This window comes from Sphingobacterium sp. Mn56C, assembly GCF_049319645.1.
Classification (GTDB): Bacteria; Bacteroidota; Bacteroidia; order Sphingobacteriales; family Sphingobacteriaceae; genus Sphingobacterium.
Window position 1 is genome coordinate 17,282 of record NZ_JBMOUC010000007.1, and the last position, 20,717, is coordinate 37,998.

Here is a 20,717-nt window from a genome sequence, read left to right on the forward strand (position 1 = left end):
AAAATAAGCTAATCAGCATCAGCCAATTAGCTTATTTTTATATTTAAAAAATCCGAAGATTAAATAATTTCAGTTACCTGACCAGCACCTACTGTACGACCACCCTCACGGATAGCGAAACGTAGACCTTTTTCCATAGCGATAGGAGAGATCAATTTAACTGTGATCGTAACGTTATCACCTGGCATAACCATTTCAGTACCTTCTGGTAACGAGATTTCTCCTGTTACGTCTGTTGTACGGAAGTAGAATTGAGGACGGTATTTGTTAAAGAATGGTGTGTGACGACCACCTTCAGCTTTTGATAATACGTAAACCTCAGCTTTGAAGTCAGCGTGTGGAGTTACTGAACCTGGTTTACAGATAACCATACCACGTTTGATATCCGTTTTCTCAATACCACGTAACAATAAACCTACGTTGTCACCAGCCTCACCGTAATCTAAAATTTTACGGAACATCTCAACACCTGTTACAGTAGATTTCAAGTTCTCAGCACCCATACCTAAGATTTCAACTGGATCACCAGAGTTGATTACACCTCTTTCGATACGACCTGTAGCAACAGTACCACGACCTGTGATAGAGAATACATCCTCGATAGGCATTAAGAAAGGAAGATCAGTTAAACGTGGAGGAATTGGAATGTAGTTATCTACAGCATCCATTAATTCCATGATTTTCTCAACCCACTCAGGCTCACCGTTCAATGCACCTAAAGCTGATCCTTTAATTACTGGAATATCATCACCTGGGAATTCGTAGAAAGATAATAATTCACGAACTTCCATTTCAACTAAGTCTAACAACTCTGAATCGTCAACTAAGTCGGTTTTGTTCATAAATACTACTAACGCAGGAACACCTACCTGGCGAGCTAACAAGATGTGCTCACGAGTTTGAGGCATAGGACCATCTGTCGCAGCAACAACGATGATAGCACCGTCCATTTGTGCAGCACCTGTAACCATGTTTTTAACGTAGTCAGCGTGACCTGGACAGTCAACGTGTGCATAGTGACGGTTAGCAGTTGAATACTCAACGTGAGCCGTATTAATAGTAATACCACGTTCTTTTTCTTCAGGAGCAGAGTCAATCGAATCAAATGAACGAGCTTCTGACAAACCTTTATCAGCTAAAACTTTAGTGATAGCTGCTGTAGTTGTTGTTTTACCGTGGTCAACGTGACCGATTGTACCAATGTTTAAGTGCGGTTTACTACGGTCAAATTTCTCTTTTGCCATGTTTATGCGAATTAGTAATTATTAAATATTTCTTTGTTAAAAATTTCTTACAAAAATAACGTATTATTTCCTGAGAGCCAAAGATGGGATTTGAACCCACGACCTCTTCCTTACCAAGGAAGTGCTCTACCCCTGAGCTACTTCGGCTTTACAAAAGTCTATTTACAGATTTATGCCCCCACCTAACCTATATATACCTGGAAGATAGAGACTGAAAATCTTGAAAATTATGAGCGGAAGACGAGGTTCGAACTCGCGACCTATAGCTTGGAAGGCTATCGCTCTACCAACTGAGCTACTTCCGCAATTGCTTTCAATATCTCAAAGACCACTGAAAGCAAGAAAAAGTGTGGAGGGAGAAGGATTCGAACCTTCGAAGCCGAAGCAACGGATTTACAGTCCGTCCCATTTGACCGCTCTGGAACCCCTCCAGACCTACAACCGTAGTTGTATTTGAGCCTCCTATCGGAATCGAACCAATGACCTACTGATTACAAGTCAGTTGCTCTACCAGCTGAGCTAAGGAGGCTTTTATTTTTCAACTCTCTAAGAACATCTACTCTTCTGAGTAGCGAGTGCAAAAATCAAATTTTTATTTCATATTTGCAAGAGAATTTTTATTTTTTTTCTGTTGTTGTTTTAAAGAACGCTTTTCAAATCTCGATGTCATTTCCGTTGAAGTGTTATCGTTTTTGATGATGCAAAGATAGGCACAGAATTGATATCTCAAAAATATTTTAGAAAAAAAAGTGCACTAAAACGCTAATTACGCTGATATGCAAGCAAATAATTTTTCATTTAAACGACTATAAAAGTATCCAAAAACTTTGCGGTATATTTGAAACCTCAAAATTGTATGCCGTTTAACATGAAAAAAAGTTTTATACTACTCCTTATTTTGGGGTTTTCCATAGTTGGAAATGCTCAAGAGAATGAAAATTTAGTCAAAAAAATTGCAAAAAAAGTGTTCTCCGCGCAGGGTGATAGCACACGAAGTGCAAGTTTTATGGCCTTACCTGCCTTAGCCTATGCCCAAGAAACGGGTTTTGAATTTGGAATTGCAAGCAACTATAACTTCTATTTGGATAAAAAAGACCCACAAAGCCGTACATCTAGTGTCATGTTGATTGGTACATTGACGACCAAAAATCAAAAAAAGATTAATATCAATACCGATATATGGACAAAAAATAACGATTACCACATATTGGGAGAGCTACGGTTACGCGATTGGCCCTTTAATTTTTATGGTATTGGCAACGATACTTGGCAAAAAGATGAGAATAATTTAGACCAAAAGCTATACCGTGTTAAATTGGATGTAGAAAAAAAAGTGATTTCAAACTTGTATGTAGGCATAAATGCCAACTATGATAACTTTTCTTTTAAAGATTTGCTCGGCGATGGCATTTTTGAACAGAGTAACCTTACCGGTAAAAACGGCGGTCAGTTTTTAGCTCTAGGTTTTTCGACCTTATACGACACCCGTAATGTTACCACCTATACTACTGCAGGTATGTATGCACGCGTGAAATGGGCATACGCACCACGGATATTTAAGGCCGACGATTTTAAAGGTAGCTTGACAGAAGTGGATGTAAAAGGCTTTATACCCTTTAACAGAAAGGTTACTCTCGCTGCGCAGGGTATCTATAGAGGAACGCAGGGTAAAAACATACCTTTTTATGTGATGCGTGATCTGGGCGGCGATATGATAATGCGCGGATATTATTTGGGGCGCTATAAAGATAATAACTATATAGCCTCACAGGCGGAGCTACGCTACCGTTTACACCCCAGATTTGGCGTTTCTGGCTTTGTCGGAACTGGATCTACATTTTCGGATAACCATAAAATAAGAATGGTACCGAGTTATGGTGGCGGATTACGGTACTTCTTCAGTATAGAGCATAGCAGTAGTATCCGTATTGATTATGCTATAGGCGAACAAAGACCGGGAGAAAAAAGACAGTCTGGTTTTTACCTGAGCGTTAGTGAGGCTTTTTAGATTTTATTCGTTGTATAGCTTATATATAGTGTATACCTTATATAGATGTATATTACGAGAGTCCATATGTATACATTATAACATAGATACTCTATACTGTAGGCATGGCATGTGTTGCCGTGCCTTTTTTTTATGGCCTGGGTTTAGGAGGCCTAAAAACAGCTTAATGGCGCCAAAATGGAAACCGCAATTTGAAATTCTCTTTACGCTGCCCCGGACGGTAACAGACAATACCGAAATGAAACATGTCTATACTGACCAACACCGCGTCGGAACGACAAATAGCATCCCATACGGCTTCATTTGCTGTATTCCGATGGATGTCATCGAGAAACACCATAAAAAAGCGATGCTGTAATTCCTCCACCGCTTCGGCACTGGTTTTATCTATGGGTATGTAACAGGCTTTATCCATGGATGGCTCCGTTATAGTATGTTGTAGCTGCAGGGTATAGAAGGCCGCGATATCGGCAATCAGGCGATGTTTAACCGTATGTTTAGTAGGGGTATTCCCTTCAGCATTCTTTTGTTTTGCATAAATCACCTTTTCGGCGAGTTCGTATACAAAAGGGGAATGGGTACCATGCCGGCTATTGGAGGTAAAAAAATGAAGTATTTGTTTCCAGCGATAGAACATACCCGCAAAAGTAAGATAACTTCGCCACAACTGAAACCACCAATAGCTTAAAATGTCAGGGTAAAGGTACTCCCCTTCCCTTCCAGGCTATCAACATAAATATTTCCATTGTGCATCAGCATGATTTGTTTACTTAGGGTAAGCCCTACCCCTGTTCCAGACTTTCGGGTAGTAAAAAATGGGGTAAAAATCTGCTCCTGTATATCGGCCGACATTCCCATGCCGTTGTCGCTTACCTGCACCAAAACCCGATCGTCGCGTAGTATGCCCGAAATACTGATATACGCACCCTCGGTATGTTTTACAGCTTCAATAGCGTTTAGAACAAGGTTTATAAGCACCTGCTCGATTAAGTTCCGATCGGCCTTGAGCAGCATACGGGTATCCTTTAAGATGATATCCATATCTATACCCTTTTGTAATAAGGTTGGTTCAAACAGCTGGTATACATCTTCAAACATTTGAATCAGCTGAATAGCCTGAAAATCGGGCTGATCGACCTTATTTATCATGCGGTAGCTTTTAGCAAATTGTAATAGCCCCTCGCTACGCCGTTTTATCGTATACATCCCCAGTTTAAGGTCATCAATATCCTCGGCGCCAATCTCCCCCCCTAAGCGGTTGTGCAATGTTTCCGCCAGCGAGCTTATCGGAGCAATAGAATTCATGATTTAGTGGGTTAATACACGGAGTAACTTTTGCCATGCCCGGGTTTCTGTTTCGTCGATAGCCTCATTGATATTTTGATAAGCCACAATACGGAAAGATCCGTCGACCGTATCGAAGGCAGCGCTTTGCATCAACAATTTTATTTTCCCCTTACTCGAGTGTGCAGCCTCTACCTGCTGCTGCCCAACTTTCAGGTGTATCGTTTTGTCAAAAAGATCGGCATGCCGCTTTTCCAAACCACTGATATTGCCTAAATGTGGAACCTGAAACAGCAGTTTAAAAGCATCGTTTACCCAAATCACTTTTCCGGTATTAAAATTATAAAAGATAATGGCCGTATCGAGCATGTTGATTACCTTGCTCAGGTATTGCTGCTGAATCTCCTTATCGATACTGATGTTTTTGAAGGTTTCATTTATCGTATTAAAGGCTGCAAGTAAAAGCCCCTCTTCGGTATTCGTATCCTTAACAACAAACCGGCGTGTAAAATCACGGTATTTTACCGCCTCGGCAAATTCTAATACCTGCTTCAGCAGCGACCGCTGCTGCCTGTAAAAATAATAGGCGAAATACAATAATGCCGGCAATAGAATTGCGGCATAGATATAATGCCCGCTAAAACACAAAAATGCTACTGCAACGGCAGCAAATAGCATAAATGCTATAGCTAGAAATTCTTTGAACCTGGTTGTATACATCCCTTTAGATATTGTATTTCTCCAAACGCCGATATAATGCTGCGCGCGTTAAACCGAGCTCCTTTGCTGCCTTACTAATATTGCCACTAAAACGTTCTATTGCCGACTGTATAGCCTTGCGCTCGATTTCCTCCAGGTTGTGCGACACCAATTCTACGGGTTCTATTACGGCCGACTGTTCTATGGGTGAAAACAGGATGTCATCGCCCTGTATACTTTGTTGGTCGCTCATAATTACGGCACGCTCTATGCTATATTGCAGCTCGCGTACGTTTCCCGGGAAATGGTATGCACGTAGCTTCTTTATGGCATCCGTCTCAAAACCCTGTGTGTTTTTATGGTATTTATGGCTATAAAATTTTAGGAAGTACTGCGCCAATTCAATAATATCCTCCCCACGTTGACGTAGTGGCGGAACTTGTATTTCTACGGTATTGATACGGTATATTAAATCTTTACGGAAACGGCTTTCATCGGATAGCGCCCTCAGGGGTACATTTGTAGCACTTAACAAACGAATATCTACCGGTATTGGCTGCGACGACCCCAAGGGCACGACAGCCCTATTTTGTAAGATACTTAATAACTTTGCCTGCTGTTGCAGGCTGATATTTCCTATTTCATCCATAAATAGCGTCCCGCCATCTGCCGTTTCAAAACGGCCTTTACGATCTTCACGTGCGTCGGTAAAAGCGCCCTTTTTATAACCAAAAAGCTCCGACTCGAAGAGGCTTTCGGTTAGCGCACCAACATCGACTTTGACGTATGCCTTCCTGTGGCGTAGCGATCGCTTATGGATTTCATTGGCAATTAAATCCTTACCCGTGCCATTTTCTCCAAGAATAAGGATATTAGCTTCTGTAGGAGCAATTTTATCGATTTTATAGTGCAAATCTTCCATGATGGCCGAGCTACCAATCAGCGTAGGTATCGCGGCAACCTTATCCTTTTTGTTTGTACTAGCAGCAGGTTGTTTTTCGGCAAATGTTGCCTCCAATGTTTGCAACAACTGCTCATTTTGCCAAGGCTTAACAATAAAATCTGCAGCCCCTTGTTTAAGGGATTTTACGGCTAAATCTACCGCCCCATATGCGGTAATCATAATAACCTGGACGCTGGGGTATTTTTCCTTTATTTTACCCAGCCAATACAAACCCTCATTGCCGGTATTTATGGCACTTTTAAAATTCATATCCAGCAGTATAATATCCACAGCTTTGCTTTCTAAAATAGACAGCAGCTTTTCGGGATTAGATTCTACCTGAACCTCCTGAACTTTGGGACGTAACAGTATACGCGCAGCAGTAAGCAGGTCCAAATCATCGTCGACAACAAGTATTGAAGCTTTTTTCATGGTTATACTAAGGTATTACAATTTAAGAGTGCCTGCATAATAATCATTAATATATTTTTGCAACAACCACTCATATTGTTTCACGAGCAGTTGGCTCTGTGCATTATCGACTTTATTTTTAGCCGTTAAAAAAATAACAGAATTGCTGTTGCCCGCTTCAAAATGCACCGTCGCAATACGAAAAGACTCCTGAAAATTTATACGCTGCTCCTGTAGATTTTTGATATGCTGATTTATATTGTCCATATTAAAAATTACGTGAGCCGTAGCCTCACGTAAAGAATTTAAGCGCGCTAACCGTGCATACTGTGCTGCCGACAGGTCTAAACGTGCTAACTTGACTTGATTGCGCACCATAAACCTGGAGAAAATAGGAATACTTAGATGTAAACTTACCGACTTCCCCAGGTTGTTACGCACCTGAAAAAGGAGGTCACGATTGCTACTACTCGAGTAGTTGCTACTAATACCTGCAGCTAAGGAAAGGCTAGGCCAATAGTCTCCTTTGGCAATTTTCAAGGCTTGCTGCGCTTCCTTTATACGCCAGTCTAAAGCATAAATATCGGGAATAGCAGTTTTAGCCTGCTCAAATAACGCTGGATTGCGGCTATACCAGGCCACTTCCTTAGCGTAGTCTATGGTCTCTAGTTTACCCAATACTGATGGATCCATCTGCATCAATGTTGCTAAGCGCACCTTACTACTATAAAAGGCCGTTTTTTGATGATCAACGGTATTCCTATCGATATTTATCTGCCCTTTAAGGTCAAAATAATCGCCCGGCGCAATGGCTCCTTCCTTGTGTAAGGTCTCCGCTCTATTCACCTGCTCCTGCGTAACAGCAAGTTGCTTTTTCGCTTGCTCCAGCATATCTGTCGCCATCAGCACCTGCAAATACGCTTCTATAACATCGAGCTTTAACGCATTTACCTTACTCTGGTATTCCAGCTTACCAGCCTCCAGCGCATCGGATCGTCTTCGTATTTCATGCAAATTTTTAAATCCATCGAAAAGGGGTAATGCTAGGTTTACCGCTTGTTGTCCTGACGATAAATTCTGCTCTACATACTGGTTAGTAATGGGGTCAATATTACGTCCTTGATTCCAGCCCTGATTAATATTTGCGCGCAGATTCGGTAAAAGATTATTTTTTGCTTGTTTAAACTGAATGGCATCGCGTTGGGTATTCAGTTCGTCCTGCAGTAGTGTAGGATTATTTTGTACGGCCAGCTGAATACAATCGGAAAGGGAAAGGTCTACCACCTGCCCCTTCACCGAATGAATTAAACAACAATAAAAGAGTACGAAGAGGAGGTATTTCATTTCTGCTTTTTTAAAACTTATACTTCATAGCATATGCCAAAACAACAAAAACACTAACAGCCAGCATCTTACAGCAAAACTATACACAGCAAGGTGTTCGTTTTCGAACATTTAACTGTCCACCTACGTACAAGTCGATATTTGCTTGCAGGCTGCACAACGTCGGAATACTGTTCGCCTACGCACAAACACTGTTCGTTTTTGAACACAACAGCGCAAGCGCCTCATACATAATACGCTCAATAATAACACATTAAGCATTTGGCACAAGCTTATCTATAACCAAACGAGTATATAACTAATCAGCATACATGAATGGATAGACAAATTGAAAAAAAGAAGTGGACGCCGAAACGTATTCTAACAATTGTGGCTGTGACGGGTATTGTGGCCTTATTAGGCGCCAGTTATTACTTCACAACTGGCAACAGAAAGCTTAATATTGATGCCGAACGCATAACTATTGCCGAGGTAAAAGAAGGCATCTTTCAGGAGTTTATTCCAATTAATGGTACTGTATTACCTATAAGTAGTATTTATTTAGATGCCGCTGTTGGTGGCCGTGTTGAACAGAAATATGTTGAAGATGGCGCCGTATTAAAACAGGGCGACCCAATAATGCGCCTTTCCAATACCGATCAGGAGCTGAGTTTAGTGCAGCAGGAAACTCAGGTGTTAAATTTATTGACACAAGCGCAGATTGCAAGGACGAATGCCGAACAGGTGTCTATAAACAACCGCAACCAGATGGCCGATGTGGAACAGGCCCTACGTGAATCGGAACGTGTATACCGTTTAAACAAAAAGTTATTTGCCGAAAAGGCAATTGGAAGCCAGGAATATGAAAAATCGTTTAACGATTACAATTACCAAAAGCAACGTATTATTTTAACCAAACAGATTTTAAAACAAGACTCAATATCTACGGGACAAAAGGCAAAACAAGATCAGGATACGTATAGCAGAACGCAGCGTGCTTTGCAACTGATGCGTAAAAAAGTGGGTGATTTAATTCTTCGGGCGCCGGTAGACGGACAACTGACCTCTTTTGATGCCGAAATTGGACAGAACAAAAATGCAGGCGAACGTTTGGGGCAAATCGATGTCTTAACGGGGTTTAAGGTTCGCGCAGATATCGATGAACATTATATAAATCGCATTTTCACCGATCTTAAAGGGGAATTTACTACTGGCGGAAAGCTGTATCAATTGAAAATTAAAAAAATATATACGCAGGTTACCAATGGACGCTTTCAGGTGGATATGGAGTTTTTAGGTGCCGCGCCTTCTGGCATACGTAGAGGACAAACATTACAGATACGTTTGGCTTTAAGCGACGAGTCAAAAGCCTTACTTTTACCGCGTGGTGGTTTCTATCAGCAGAGCAGTGGTAACTGGGTGTTTAAATTGAATAAATCGGGTACCGCAGCCTATCGTATGGAGGTGCAGCTGGGTCGTCAAAACCCGGAATACTTTGAAGTAGTTGGTGGCCTGAAAGCTGGCGATAGGGTTATTATCTCGAGTTATGAATTGTACCATACAATTCAGGAATTAACGATTAAAAACTAAGGATAAAGAATATATGATTAACATAACGAATCTTCAGAAATACTACCGTACCGAGGAGGTCGAAACGGTGGCCTTAAATAAGGTGAATATACATGTTAAGGCGGGCGAATTTGTGGCCGTAATGGGTCCCTCTGGCTGTGGTAAGTCTACCCTCCTAAATATTATAGGTCTGCTAGACGATCTGGACGAAGGTAGTTATCTTTTTAATGCTGTGGAGGTCGCTAAGTTTAAAGAGAATAAGCGTTCGGATTTACGTAAACATAATATTGGCTTTGTCTTTCAGAGTTTTAACCTGATCGATGAGCTAACGGTTTTTGAAAATGTGGAGCTCCCCTTGGTGTATACCAATGTCCCTGCAGCTGAACGTAAACGCCGCGTGGAGGAGGTATTGGAAAAAGTGCAGATTATGCACCGCAGAAATCATTTTCCACAACAGCTTTCCGGCGGGCAGCAGCAACGTGTTGCAGTAGCACGCGCCGTTATAAACAACCCGAAATTAATATTAGCCGATGAACCTACGGGCAACTTAGACTCTAGTAATGGCAACGAGGTTATGCACCTACTCACCGAATTGAACGAAACAGGGACAACCATCGTTATGGTAACCCACTCGGAGCATGATGCTAAGTTTGCTGATCGCATTATACGGATGCTCGATGGACAGGTGATTATGGAATCGGCAGCCATAAACAGCTAATTCTATCGACACCCTTGGCTGCCATACGTGCAGAATCACTCCATTTCGCTTATCACTGTGCGTCGATGGGCCAGTGAGACAAAGAAAAGCAGCGCGTAAACATGGCGTGGTAGTTTAACTCAAAATACATTTAAAGCATACATTATGTTCATACATAGTATAAAAACCGCATGGCGTAATATTCGTAAAAATAAGGGATTTTCTATGCTAAATATCGCGGGATTAACCTTAGGGATTACCTGCTTTATGCTACTGGGAGCTTACATTCTACATGAATACAGCTATGATAAATTTTTCGCAGATAGCGACCGAATCGTGTATGTATCTTATGGTTACAAAGGTTCGGAAGATGGCCAGTTTAATCAAACATTTGTAACACCAACAGCGGTAGCTCCTACATTGAAAGCCCAATTCTCGGAGGTAGCATATACCGCTCGTATTTATAGGTATAATAGCGAGGGCTTAGTAGATAATGAGGGGCAACAGATTAAAGAGAATAAGCTTTATTATGCCGACAGGGATTTATTATCCATTTTAACGTACTCAGTTCTGCAGGGCACGAAAGAGCATGCATTGAGCGCCCCCTACCAGATTGTGCTAACGGCGGATATGGCAAAAAAATACTTCCCCGAAGGCCCTGCTGTCGGAAAAGATTTGCTTATAGATAAACAGCCGTGGAAAGTTACCGCTGTCATCGAAAACCCGCCTTCGTATAGCGAGATACGGTTTGATGCCTTGTTGTCCAACCCTCACTTGGCTCGGTACAAAGAAGCAACCTGGGGAAGCGCAAATGATATGACAGTTATACGCCTCAAACCCTTCACCGAACCAGCAGCGCTGGAAAGCAAAGTTAACCAGTATTTGGAAAAAGAATACGCTTTGAGCTTCGCTGATGGCTTCCAATTTAGGGTTTATATGGATAAGCTCGCTGATTTACACCTGCATAAAACTTTGGGTACAGGAAATCGATTGTACATTTATATATTCAGCATCTTAGCCATTTCGATTATAGGTATTGCCTGCGTTAATTTTACAAACCTTGCCTTAGCACAGGTTTCCGAAAAAGGTAAAGAAATTGCCATGAAAAAACTGTTGGGAGCTAGTCGGATACGTTTACTCATGCAGTACCTATTCGATAGCTTTATATTGGTATTTATTGCCGAGGTTATTGCTATTGTGCTTACGGTTGCTCTACTGCCTATATTTAGTCAGTATATAGGTACCGATATACAGTTAAAGCTTGGATACTCGCCCTTATTTTATGTCGCTTTAGTTTTATTGGCTATCATTATCGCTGCCATTGCTGGGGGATGGCCTGCTTTGCTGCTCACGGGTTTGGAGCCCAAAACAACCCTTAAAGGTGGTTTTCTAGGTAAGGTTAAGGGCAGCGGCCTTGGCAAGTCTTTAATTGTAATACAGTTTTGTATCACGACGGTGTTTATTCTATGTACGTTAATTATCGGCCGACAGATGAGCTATATTCAGCAGCTTAACACAGGCTTAAACCGTAGCCAGGTACTTGTAGTGGATGGCGATATACTGCAGGACAACGAGATCCCTACTTTAAAGGAACAGTTGCTCCGATTAAACAGCGTTGCCGGCGTCACAGCATCATATGATTCCCCGGTAAATATACAAGGTGGTTATTCGATCAATTATGCGGAGGGAAAAATGGAGAATTTCAAACTTCATGTTACCGCAATACCTATAGAAAAGGATTTTATTTCGGTGTTTGATATTCCCGTTATTGCCGGAAGAAACCTTAGTGATGCGGATATTTTACAAGCACGCGATACCACGGATGCACAGGTGTATGGTTTTATAATAAACGAGAAAGCGGCCAATAGCCTGGGCTGGAAACCTAACGACGCTATAGGTAAACGAATAGCATTGAACGGTCGTTCGGGCTTTATAAAAACCGTTGTTAAAGACTTTAACTTTGCCTCGTTGAAAGATGAAATTAAGCCTATTGTCTTATTTCCGGAATATAGCTACTTCGGGCAGGTATTTGTTAGGCTCAACGACAAAACAACGGTACAAGAAGGAATAAACAGTGTGGAAAAAGTGTGGAAAACAATGAAACCTTTGGTGCCTTTCGATTATCACTTTTTAGATGATGACTATGCTGCGCTTTATAAGGCCGAAGAGCAGGCAAGCAAAACTATGCGCCTGTTTTCCATACTATCTATTAGTATTGCCTGCATGGGGCTATTTGCCTTATCGGCTTTCCAGGCTAGACAGCGTATCAAGGAAATTGGCATCCGTAAAGTCCTCGGTGCATCTGTTCCTGATCTGGTGTTGATGTTGTCTGCAGACTTCCTGAAAATTGTCGCTATGGCCTTGCTATTGGCGCTGCCTTTAGGATGGTGGATAATGCATAATTGGTTGCAAAATTTCGCATTCCACACTACGCTGGAATGGTGGATATTTCTTCTCGCAGCCTTTCTTGCCTTTTTGATAACTTTTATTACGGTTAGTTTTCAGGCGGTAAAAACAGCAGGTGTAAATCCGATAAACAGTCTACGCGATGAATAATAATTTTTGATATACTGAACGAATTATAGTTACCATGAATATTTTTAAATCTGCATTACAACAATTATGGAAGACTCGTTTGTTTACTTCCTTAAATATTATGGGTCTGGCCATAGGTATCAGTATCTGTTGGGTTGTACTTCGCATCGTAAACTATGAACTTAGTTTCGAAAATGCTGTCCCGAACAAAGAAAATATATACCGCCTTTCTTCGGCTTTTACGAATGAGGGGAAGGTAGACTATAATGGCGGGGTGCCAAAACCGTTATACCAGGCTATACGAGACGATATACCGTATATAAAAACGGTAGCCCCAATTTTTAGGGAGTATAATATCGCATCGGTAGGGGTGCCGCAAACAGGGGCTTCAGCCCGAAAAATTGATGCGACAGAAGAGCTGTTTAAGGTGATGCTCGTAGACTCGGCATACTTTTCAATGGTACCTTACACCTGGTTAGCAGGCCATAAAACAAGGGCACTTAGCCAACCCGATAACGTTGTCCTGACAGCGAAGAAGGCGAAAATGTACTTCCCTAATCTTGCTGTTGATCAAATTATCGGACAAACGTTAGTGTATAACGATACGCTATCGAAAATCGTTTCTGGTATTGTGGATGAGTTGGCATTCCCGACCGAATTTGATGGATCAGAATTCTTCTTCCTGAAGCCCCAAAATTACCCCTTGAATATCTGGACAAATACGCATGGCTCGGATAAGGTCTATATTGCTTTACAAGAAGGCGCTGATATCGCGCAGGTCACAGCTGCAATAAACAAGATAACGGATGATAAATGGTTATACTTTAAAAAAGAAAATAAACCTACTTATACGTATAATCGGAAAATTGTGACAACAAATTTGAAAGAGCTACATTTTGCAACACATTTGGATATCTGGGATACAAGTAAAACCAGTAAAACGGTAATTTATGGCTTGGTGGGTATTGCTCTTTTTATATTGTTGCTCGCCTGTATTAACTATATTAATCTAGTCACAGCACAGCTGCCGGCACGCAGCAAAGCTATTGCCGTGCGTAAAACCTTAGGTTGTCATAACAGGCTGTTGGTAGGTCAGATTTTTATGGAAACATTTATTACGCTGGCCATCTCCCTACTCCTTGCTTTTGTAGGTAACGGCATAGCCTTTAGGTTTTTTAAAGACCTTATTCCTGCAGGTATGGCATCGTATGGCACAAACCTTACTTTTGCCCTAATTATCATCATGCTACTCGTAACGACAGGTGTACTTGCTTCCTTATACCCCTCCTGGCTCATAACACGGGTGCAACCGGTACATATCTTTAAAAATAGTAAGCAGTTTCAAATGGGTAACGGGCAGTTTAACTTTCGGAAATCATTGATTGTTTTTCAATTCTTCATTGCCCAAATTTTCACCGTTTCGGCCTTAATTATTGGGCAACAGCTTACCTATCTGGTTCATAAGGATATGGGCTTCGAAAAGGATGCCGTTGTCACACTGAACCTCCCAAAAAAATTGTTGAACGAGGTTTTCTATAAAGATAAAAGTGGTGAAAAAACAAAAACATTAAAACATGAGCTTCGTTCTTTAGCGGGGGTAAACGGGGTTTCTATAGGTTCCATGCCTTTGACCGACAGCTACTTTTCATCCTCCTTTGAGGTGAAGGATTTACATGCAGAAACACCTATAAGAAGCCAGCTATTTATGAAAAATATCGATGCCGACTATATTGATGTTTTTGAAATTCCACTTATTGCGGGCAGCAATATTACAGCATCCGATACGACAAACGGTTACCTGCTAAACGAAAGTGCAATCCAAGCTTTGGGTTTTGCAAATCCGCAGGAGGCTATAGGCAAGTATATTGGTTCGGGGAATGGCTTTTTCCCTATTGTCGGGGTAGTAAAAGATTTCCACTCCAAAAACTTTTATACAGCCATAGAACCTTTGGCTTTACTCCCTGGCAATAGCCACGATTTAAATTTTCATCTTAAATTAAATGCAGATCCTAAAACATGGAAGGATATTCTTACTGGCGTTAAAGAAAAATGCCAGCTGTTGTACCCGGGCTACGATCCAAGCTTGAAATTTATGGATGAGAGTATTGAAAAATTATACACGAAGGAGCAAAATTTGTCTAAACTTATCAACCTGAGTACGGGTGTTTCTATAATAATCGGATGTATGGGTTTATTTGGTTTAATCACCCTTTCTGCCTTCCAACGTATTAAAGAAATTGGTATCCGTAAGGTTTTGGGCGCCAGCATACCAAATATTATTACTATGCTATCCAAAAACTTCTTTCAACTTATTTTCCTTTCTACGGTATTAGCCATCCCTTTAACCTATTGGCTTACGCATCATTGGCTGGAGCAGTTTATCTATAAAATAGACATCGCTCCATGGCCTTTTATTATTGGCTTGGCTATCGTATGCTTTGCTGCGGGTAGCACCATTGCTTACCAAGCTTTAAGGGCTGCAAAGGTAAATCCTGTGGATAGTTTAAGAGACGAATAGGCCTCTCCCAGCCGCAGGTCTAAGGTTTTAAGTAGCCAATACCAGCGGAAGGACTTTTTGGAAAAACGGAAGAATAGGGTATTTGTTATCCGGAAGGGGGCGCTGTGTTGGATTCGCCTTTAACGGTATTCGGGTTGGCAACAGCGAATTTTCACCGCCTTAATTTATACTTTTACTCCCGCACAATAAAAACAAAAATAACATGCTAAAATTAGAACATATTTACAAATGGTATACCGTTGGAGGGGCACGCTCCTTTGTATTAAAAGATATAAACCTTGAAATTGCCAAGGGCGACTTTGTCTCTATAATGGGGCCGTCGGGATCGGGCAAGTCTACCTTACTTCATATTTTAGGTTTATTGGATGTTCCCGATGAGGGGAGGTATTTTTTTCGCGACGAGGATGTTCTGTCCTTGAAAGAAAAAAAAAGAAAGGAGCTATTTCAGTCTCAGGTAGGTTTTGTCTTCCAGTCTTACCACCTGATTGATGAGCTTACGGTATATGAAAATATTGAAACACCGTTAATATACAAGAATCTATCGGGCAGTGAACGCAAAGCGCTTGTGGCGGATATGCTGGATAGATTTGGTATTGTAGGAAAAAAAGACCTTTACCCAAACCAGCTCTCTGGTGGTCAACAACAGATCGTTGGCATAGCACGGGCACTGGCTGTATCCCCGAAGTTAGTGTTGGCAGATGAGCCTACAGGAAATCTGAATACGCAACAGGGTGAAGATATTATGCGCCTTTTTAAACAGCTGAACGATGATGGCGTAACTATTATACAAGTTACACATTCCGAAAAAAATGCTACCTATGGAAAGCGTATCATTAACCTGTTGGATGGACAACTAAAATAAAAACAATTTGCGCAGAAAAACGGTTTTATTTATTTTAGGCTATGAAGGAAACGGAAATCAAAGCATTGATAGCATTGTTGGAAGACCCCGACCAGGAGGTCTTTCAGCATGTTGAACAGGAATTAATCACTTCTGGCCCGGTGATAATACCCCTGCTGGAAGAAAATTGGCAGGCTTCTTTTGACCCACTTTCCCAAACGCGTATTGAAAATATTATCCACAAAATCCAATTGGAGCAGGTTCAAAATGAGCTGCAGCTTTGGGCTATACAAAATCAAGAGGACCTTTTGGAGGGTTTGCTTATTGTAAGCCGCTACCAATACCCCAACTTAGATGAAAATGCTGTTCAGCTTCAGATAGCTGAAATAAGACGTAATGCCTGGTTTGAAATGATTTATGATATGACGCCCATGGAGAAGGTGAAACTACTGAATAATATTATCTTTCGTGAGTTTGGCTTATCGGGAAACACCAGTAATTATCACGACCCCCAGAATTCTTTTATCAATAAAGTTTTGGAAACAAAAAAAGGAAACCCCATTTCCTTGGCTTGTATTTATAGTATTATAGCCCAGAAATTGGATATCCCTATTTACGGGGTAAATTTACCGAAGCATTTTATCGTTGCGTATTTGGATGATGAAAATCAGGCGCCTTTATTTTATATCAATGTCTTTAATCGCGGGCAGATTATGAAACATACGGATATTTATTCGTTCTTAAAACAGCTTAATCTACCCATTATTGACGACTATACACAGCCTTGCTCTAACATTGCTATTATAAAACGGGTACTACGCAACTTAAAAACGGCTTATGATAATATAGGCAACATGGAAAAGAAATCCGAAGTTGCCCATTTATTAAATCTTATTGACGATATGGATTAACGCGTATCCAAAGCGATAGATTGCGGCACCTGGCTTAATGCCCCTGATTTAACCTCAATCTTATCGTCGGGTGCTGCATTGCCTGTATCCGAAATTTTAAATCTGAATACGGCTCTTGCACTAGGGTCGGCGACATAAAAAAACTCGCCCTTATCGCGTGTATCTACGGCTACATCTAAGGGTTCTTTAAGCCCGGTATTTGGCCCTGTTACAATACGTGTGGGCGTAATAGTTCCAGTTGTTTTATTTTCAGAGAACTTTTCAAAAATCAGTATACGACCTGTTCCGTCGTTCTGTCCACTTCCTTCTGTATAGTCGGTTAAAAATAAAATATCTTTGGCTTTAGCATACGAAATACCACGAATATTATTGGCGCCACTTATGGTTAACACATAGTTGGGTTCGCGTGTTATCTCTTTAGGGCCATCGTTTATAAACATAGACGTAAAGTCTTTATATACCGCAATACCGCCATTATTGTCGGCTTTTGTAACAAAGACATCGTTATTGTCTACATAAATGCCCCAAGGCCGAAATGTAAAAGGCATGCGGTACTTATAATCGGTGTACCCACTTTTACTCGTTACCCGATCGATAACATACATGGACGGCGAGCTGCTGGCTTCAATTAACATTAAATACCCCTGACTTAACTGGCCGCTATTTACAACCGTATAGAATAAACCACGAACTTGTTGAAAAAGCCTGTTTCCGATTACCCCTGAAGTTCCTAGCACTCCATACTGGCTAACCGAAAGTACCTGAATGGAGGTGTCTATGGCCGACTGCACGTTCCTTCCACTTTGAAAAACCAACCCTTTATTGAAGGGCGAGTAATGGATAATATTCCCTCCTTTTGCTGCAGAGCCATACTGCCCTTGAAATTTAGTGAAATTCAAGGTATCCGCAGGGTCCACGACAAATACATTATTCAAGGGCTCGGCACCAGAATTAATGTTATAATCGGAAGTAGAAATATACAATCGCGATATCGACCTTCCTTTAATCGTGGGCTCGTCATCATCGCGCTTACAACCATAAAATAGAGTAAGCCCCAAGCTGCCTACTAATACTATATATCTAAACAGGTTTTTCATTAAAATCTAATCGTTTCGTTATACCTACAAAGATATAAAATAAATAATTTGAAACTCCTTGAATTCCTCGCCTTCATTTTTTTTGCGTAAAATTGCATCTTGGAGAATATAATCATGGATAGCGAAAAAAAACTCGTCCGCGAAAAGCTGGTTTTACCCAATGAAGGGAAGAAATTATTGTTGCATTCTTGCTGTGCTCCCTGCGCCGGTGAGGTTATGGAAGCGTTAATCGCTTCGGATATTGAGTTTACCATATATTTCTATAACCCTAATATCCACCCGCGTAAGGAATATGACATCCGTAAAGATGAAAATATTAGATTCGCTGAAAAGCATAATATCCCTTTTATCGACGCCGACTACGATGTAGACCACTGGTTCGAGCTTGCCAAAGGCATGGAAAATGAACCTGAGCGTGGTGCTCGATGTACGATGTGCTTTGATATGCGCTTCGAAAAAACCGCCGAGTATGCGGCAGCAAATGGTTTCGATGTTATTTCCAGCTCCTTGGGGATATCGCGCTGGAAAAACATGAATCAGATTAACGACTGTGGTGCGCGTGCCGTATCGCGTTATCCTGATATGGATTACTGGACCTTCAACTGGCGTAAAAAAGGAGGTTCGTCGCGTATGTTAGAGATCAGTAAACGGGAGCGTTTTTATATGCAGGAGTATTGTGGCTGTGCCTATTCCCTTCGGGATACGAATAAATGGCGTATGGCAACAGGACGTAGTAAAATTGAACTCGGAACCCAATATTATGGGGAGGAAGATTAAAAATATTTTGCAAAATAATTGCATCCTTAGTTTTTAAATATTAATTTTGCAGGCTCAAATACAAGATTGTGAAGTATCTTAAACAATATAGAATTCCTTTTTCCGGCTTAGCCGCAGGGAAGCACGATTTTGAGTTTGACATGGATAATAAGTTCTTTGATTGCTATGAGCACTCATTGGTAAAAAAAGGTAATCTCCGGGCGCTCGTTTCCCTGCAAAAACAGGAAAACATGCTGATAGTGAATTTCAATATTCATGGAGACATCTTTTTAACTTGTGACATATGTTTAGCTGAATTCGCTGCTCCCATTGAGTTTCAAGAACGTGTAATTGTAAAATTTACACAGGAAGAATGGGATCAAGAAACGGAAGAAGTTCTTATCCTTAATAAAGCCGAGCATGAACTCGATATTGCGAATCTACTCTATGAGTATATTAACGTTCGGGTTCCGTATTACGCAAAATGCGCTGAACAAGGCAAAAACATTACCTGTGACCCTGATATGTTGGCCAAAATTAATGGTATATCTGATCAGGAAGACGCAGAGACAAAAACAGAAAACATAGACCCTCGTTGGGCCGCACTAAAGAATATTAAAAACAATTAAAAAACATTATACGAGATGGCACATCCAAAGCGTAAAACTTCAAAATCAAGAAGAGACAAAAGAAGAACACACTATAAAGCTGAAAGACCTACTTTAACGGTGTGTAAAGAAACTGGTGCTGTACATATACCGCACAAAGCGTATGAAGTTGAAGGTAACTTATACTACAACGGTAAATTGATTATCGAAAATACAGCTACTGTCTAGAAAATATCTTTAAAAGTAAACATCCCAAAAAAGCGTAAATTTTTACTATTTTGCTTTACTTTGGGATGTTTTTTACGTATTATTGATTTAGATAAATAATAACGGATGAAGATTGGTTTAGACGTTTTAGGAGGTGATTATGCCCCTAATTCCACAATTTTAGGTGCTATTGAAGCACAGAAAATTCTTAATAATGATCAGCGGATTGTCCTGATCGGCGATGAACAAGACAGCAAAAAGCGTGTTACAGAGGCGGGGGTAGATAGTGCTTTATTTGATTATGTACATGCTCCAGAAAATATTTCTATGCACGAACATCCTACTAAGGCAATCACTCAAAAACCAAATTCTAGCGTTGCTAAAGGTTTTGAATTGCTAAAAGATGGCGTAATTGACTCTTTCGCTTCTGCTGGCAATACGGGTGCTATGTTTGTAGGTGCTATGTTTAGTGTAAAAACAATCCCTGGTGTACTTAGACCGGCGATTGCAACTAATGTACCGAAGTTAAAGAGTGGTTATGGCATTTTATTGGATGTTGGCGCAAATGCCGACTGTAAACCGGAGATGCTAAATCAATTCGCTCTACTGGGAAGCTTATATGCTGAACATGTATATGGCGTTGATAAACCTAAAGTAGGCTTGCTAAATATTGGCGAAGAAGAAGAAAAAGGTAATATCCTGACCATATCAACCTACCCTCTATTAAAATCAAACCCTCATATTAATTTTATCGGCAATGCCGAAGGTCGCGATTTGTTTACCGATCATGCTGATGTTTATGTGTGTGATGGTTATACAGGAAATGTAGTGTTGAAACTTGCAGAGTCTTTTTACGTAGTAACATTGAAAAAAGGTTTTCAAGATGAGTTCTTTGATCGTTTCAATTATGAGCGCTACGGTGGCAGCCCTATACTTGGGGTTAATGCTCCTGTAATTATAGGGCACGGGATTTCTACTCCCGAAGCTATAAAAAATATGGTATTACTATCCAAAGATATGGTAGAGTCTAAATTTATTGACAAAATCAAATCTGCTTTTAACTAAG

General features: G+C 40.8%; 18 protein-coding genes and 4 tRNA genes. 11 read left to right on the top strand and 11 right to left on the bottom strand.

Annotated features, from left to right (window positions below; genetic code table 11):
- Positions 1 to 59: 59 nt before the first annotated feature.
- The 5 genes from tuf to ACL9RF_RS14985 all read right to left on the bottom strand — a co-directional run bounded on the left by tuf (position 60) and on the right by ACL9RF_RS14985 (position 1,773).
- Positions 60 to 1,244, bottom strand: coding sequence for an elongation factor Tu (gene tuf / locus ACL9RF_RS14965; RefSeq protein WP_422801446.1), 1,185 nt, complete (start codon positions 1,242 to 1,244; stop codon positions 60 to 62).
- A gap of 75 nt (positions 1,245 to 1,319) precedes the next feature.
- Positions 1,320 to 1,391: transfer RNA gene (locus ACL9RF_RS14970), tRNA-Thr, on the bottom strand.
- Positions 1,392 to 1,476: 85 nt separating this feature from the next.
- A tRNA-Gly gene (locus tag ACL9RF_RS14975) sits at positions 1,477 to 1,549 on the bottom strand.
- Positions 1,550 to 1,594: 45 nt separating this feature from the next.
- Positions 1,595 to 1,675 (bottom strand) — tRNA-Tyr (locus ACL9RF_RS14980).
- A 25-nt stretch (positions 1,676 to 1,700) separates the two neighbouring features.
- Positions 1,701 to 1,773: transfer RNA gene (locus ACL9RF_RS14985), tRNA-Thr, on the bottom strand.
- A 339-nt stretch (positions 1,774 to 2,112) separates the two neighbouring features.
- Here ACL9RF_RS14985 and ACL9RF_RS14990 point away from each other — a divergent pair.
- Positions 2,113 to 3,252 carry a polymerase gene (locus ACL9RF_RS14990; protein WP_422801447.1) on the top strand — a complete coding sequence of 380 codons (1,140 nt, stop codon included), beginning with the start codon at positions 2,113 to 2,115 and terminating at the stop codon, positions 3,250 to 3,252.
- A gap of 163 nt (positions 3,253 to 3,415) precedes the next feature.
- Here the strand turns inward: ACL9RF_RS14990 and ACL9RF_RS14995 are convergent, their stop codons facing one another.
- The 5 genes from ACL9RF_RS14995 to ACL9RF_RS15015 are packed head-to-tail and all read right to left on the bottom strand — an operon-like array spanning position 3,416 to position 7,933.
- Positions 3,416 to 3,919 (bottom strand): hypothetical protein, encoded by a 504-nt coding sequence (locus tag ACL9RF_RS14995; RefSeq protein WP_422801448.1) that lies wholly within the window; start codon positions 3,917 to 3,919, stop codon positions 3,416 to 3,418.
- A 17-nt stretch (positions 3,920 to 3,936) separates the two neighbouring features.
- A complete protein-coding gene (locus ACL9RF_RS15000; RefSeq protein WP_422801449.1) occupies positions 3,937 to 4,557 on the bottom strand; it encodes a sensor histidine kinase in 621 nt (206 codons plus the stop codon).
- A 3-nt stretch (positions 4,558 to 4,560) separates the two neighbouring features.
- Complete coding sequence (locus ACL9RF_RS15005; protein WP_422801450.1) at positions 4,561 to 5,256, bottom strand: hypothetical protein; 696 nt, start codon at positions 5,254 to 5,256, stop codon at positions 4,561 to 4,563.
- Between the two features lie 4 nt (positions 5,257 to 5,260).
- Positions 5,261 to 6,610 carry a sigma-54-dependent transcriptional regulator gene (locus tag ACL9RF_RS15010; protein ID WP_422801451.1) on the bottom strand — a complete coding sequence of 450 codons (1,350 nt, stop codon included), beginning with the start codon at positions 6,608 to 6,610 and terminating at the stop codon, positions 5,261 to 5,263.
- 15 nt (positions 6,611 to 6,625) lie between these two features.
- Positions 6,626 to 7,933 (bottom strand): TolC family protein, encoded by a 1,308-nt coding sequence (locus tag ACL9RF_RS15015; RefSeq protein ID WP_422801452.1) that lies wholly within the window; start codon positions 7,931 to 7,933, stop codon positions 6,626 to 6,628.
- 315 nt (positions 7,934 to 8,248) lie between these two features.
- Here ACL9RF_RS15015 and ACL9RF_RS15020 point away from each other — a divergent pair, with 315 nt between their 5' ends.
- From ACL9RF_RS15020 to ACL9RF_RS15045, 6 genes are all read left to right on the top strand, one after another.
- On the top strand, positions 8,249 to 9,502 hold the full coding sequence (locus ACL9RF_RS15020) for an efflux RND transporter periplasmic adaptor subunit (protein WP_422801453.1): 1,254 nt from the start codon (positions 8,249 to 8,251) through the stop codon (positions 9,500 to 9,502).
- Between the two features lie 13 nt (positions 9,503 to 9,515).
- A complete protein-coding gene (locus tag ACL9RF_RS15025; protein ID WP_422801454.1) occupies positions 9,516 to 10,199 on the top strand; it encodes an ABC transporter ATP-binding protein in 684 nt (227 codons plus the stop codon).
- A gap of 144 nt (positions 10,200 to 10,343) precedes the next feature.
- Complete coding sequence (locus ACL9RF_RS15030) at positions 10,344 to 12,734, top strand: ABC transporter permease (RefSeq protein ID WP_422801455.1); 2,391 nt, start codon at positions 10,344 to 10,346, stop codon at positions 12,732 to 12,734.
- A 34-nt stretch (positions 12,735 to 12,768) separates the two neighbouring features.
- On the top strand, positions 12,769 to 15,231 hold the full coding sequence (locus ACL9RF_RS15035) for an ABC transporter permease (RefSeq protein ID WP_422801456.1): 2,463 nt from the start codon (positions 12,769 to 12,771) through the stop codon (positions 15,229 to 15,231).
- Between the two features lie 202 nt (positions 15,232 to 15,433).
- The gene (locus tag ACL9RF_RS15040) at positions 15,434 to 16,093 is read left to right on the top strand and encodes an ABC transporter ATP-binding protein (protein WP_422801457.1); all 660 of its coding nucleotides are present in this window, start codon (positions 15,434 to 15,436) and stop codon (positions 16,091 to 16,093) included.
- 41 nt (positions 16,094 to 16,134) lie between these two features.
- Complete coding sequence (locus tag ACL9RF_RS15045) at positions 16,135 to 16,983, top strand: transglutaminase-like domain-containing protein (RefSeq protein WP_422801458.1); 849 nt, start codon at positions 16,135 to 16,137, stop codon at positions 16,981 to 16,983.
- On the opposite strand, the gene ACL9RF_RS15050 is transcribed toward ACL9RF_RS15045, so the two are convergent.
- Positions 16,980 to 18,080 carry a hypothetical protein gene (locus ACL9RF_RS15050; protein WP_422801459.1) on the bottom strand — a complete coding sequence of 367 codons (1,101 nt, stop codon included), beginning with the start codon at positions 18,078 to 18,080 and terminating at the stop codon, positions 16,980 to 16,982. The two genes, ACL9RF_RS15045 and ACL9RF_RS15050, sit on opposite strands and share 4 nt — an antisense overlap.
- A 114-nt stretch (positions 18,081 to 18,194) precedes the next feature.
- Between ACL9RF_RS15050 and ACL9RF_RS15055 the strand changes: the two genes are divergently transcribed.
- The 4 genes from ACL9RF_RS15055 (at position 18,195) to plsX (ending at position 20,716) form a co-directional block, all read left to right on the top strand.
- Positions 18,195 to 18,857 (top strand): epoxyqueuosine reductase QueH, encoded by a 663-nt coding sequence (locus ACL9RF_RS15055; protein ID WP_422801460.1) that lies wholly within the window; start codon positions 18,195 to 18,197, stop codon positions 18,855 to 18,857.
- Between the two features lie 68 nt (positions 18,858 to 18,925).
- On the top strand, positions 18,926 to 19,465 hold the full coding sequence (locus ACL9RF_RS15060) for a YceD family protein (RefSeq protein WP_422801461.1): 540 nt from the start codon (positions 18,926 to 18,928) through the stop codon (positions 19,463 to 19,465).
- Between the two features lie 15 nt (positions 19,466 to 19,480).
- Positions 19,481 to 19,672 (top strand): 50S ribosomal protein L32, encoded by a 192-nt coding sequence (gene rpmF / locus ACL9RF_RS15065; RefSeq protein WP_422801462.1) that lies wholly within the window; start codon positions 19,481 to 19,483, stop codon positions 19,670 to 19,672.
- 105 nt (positions 19,673 to 19,777) lie between these two features.
- Positions 19,778 to 20,716 (top strand): phosphate acyltransferase PlsX, encoded by a 939-nt coding sequence (gene plsX / locus ACL9RF_RS15070; protein ID WP_422801463.1) that lies wholly within the window; start codon positions 19,778 to 19,780, stop codon positions 20,714 to 20,716.
- Position 20,717: the final 1 nt, after the last annotated feature.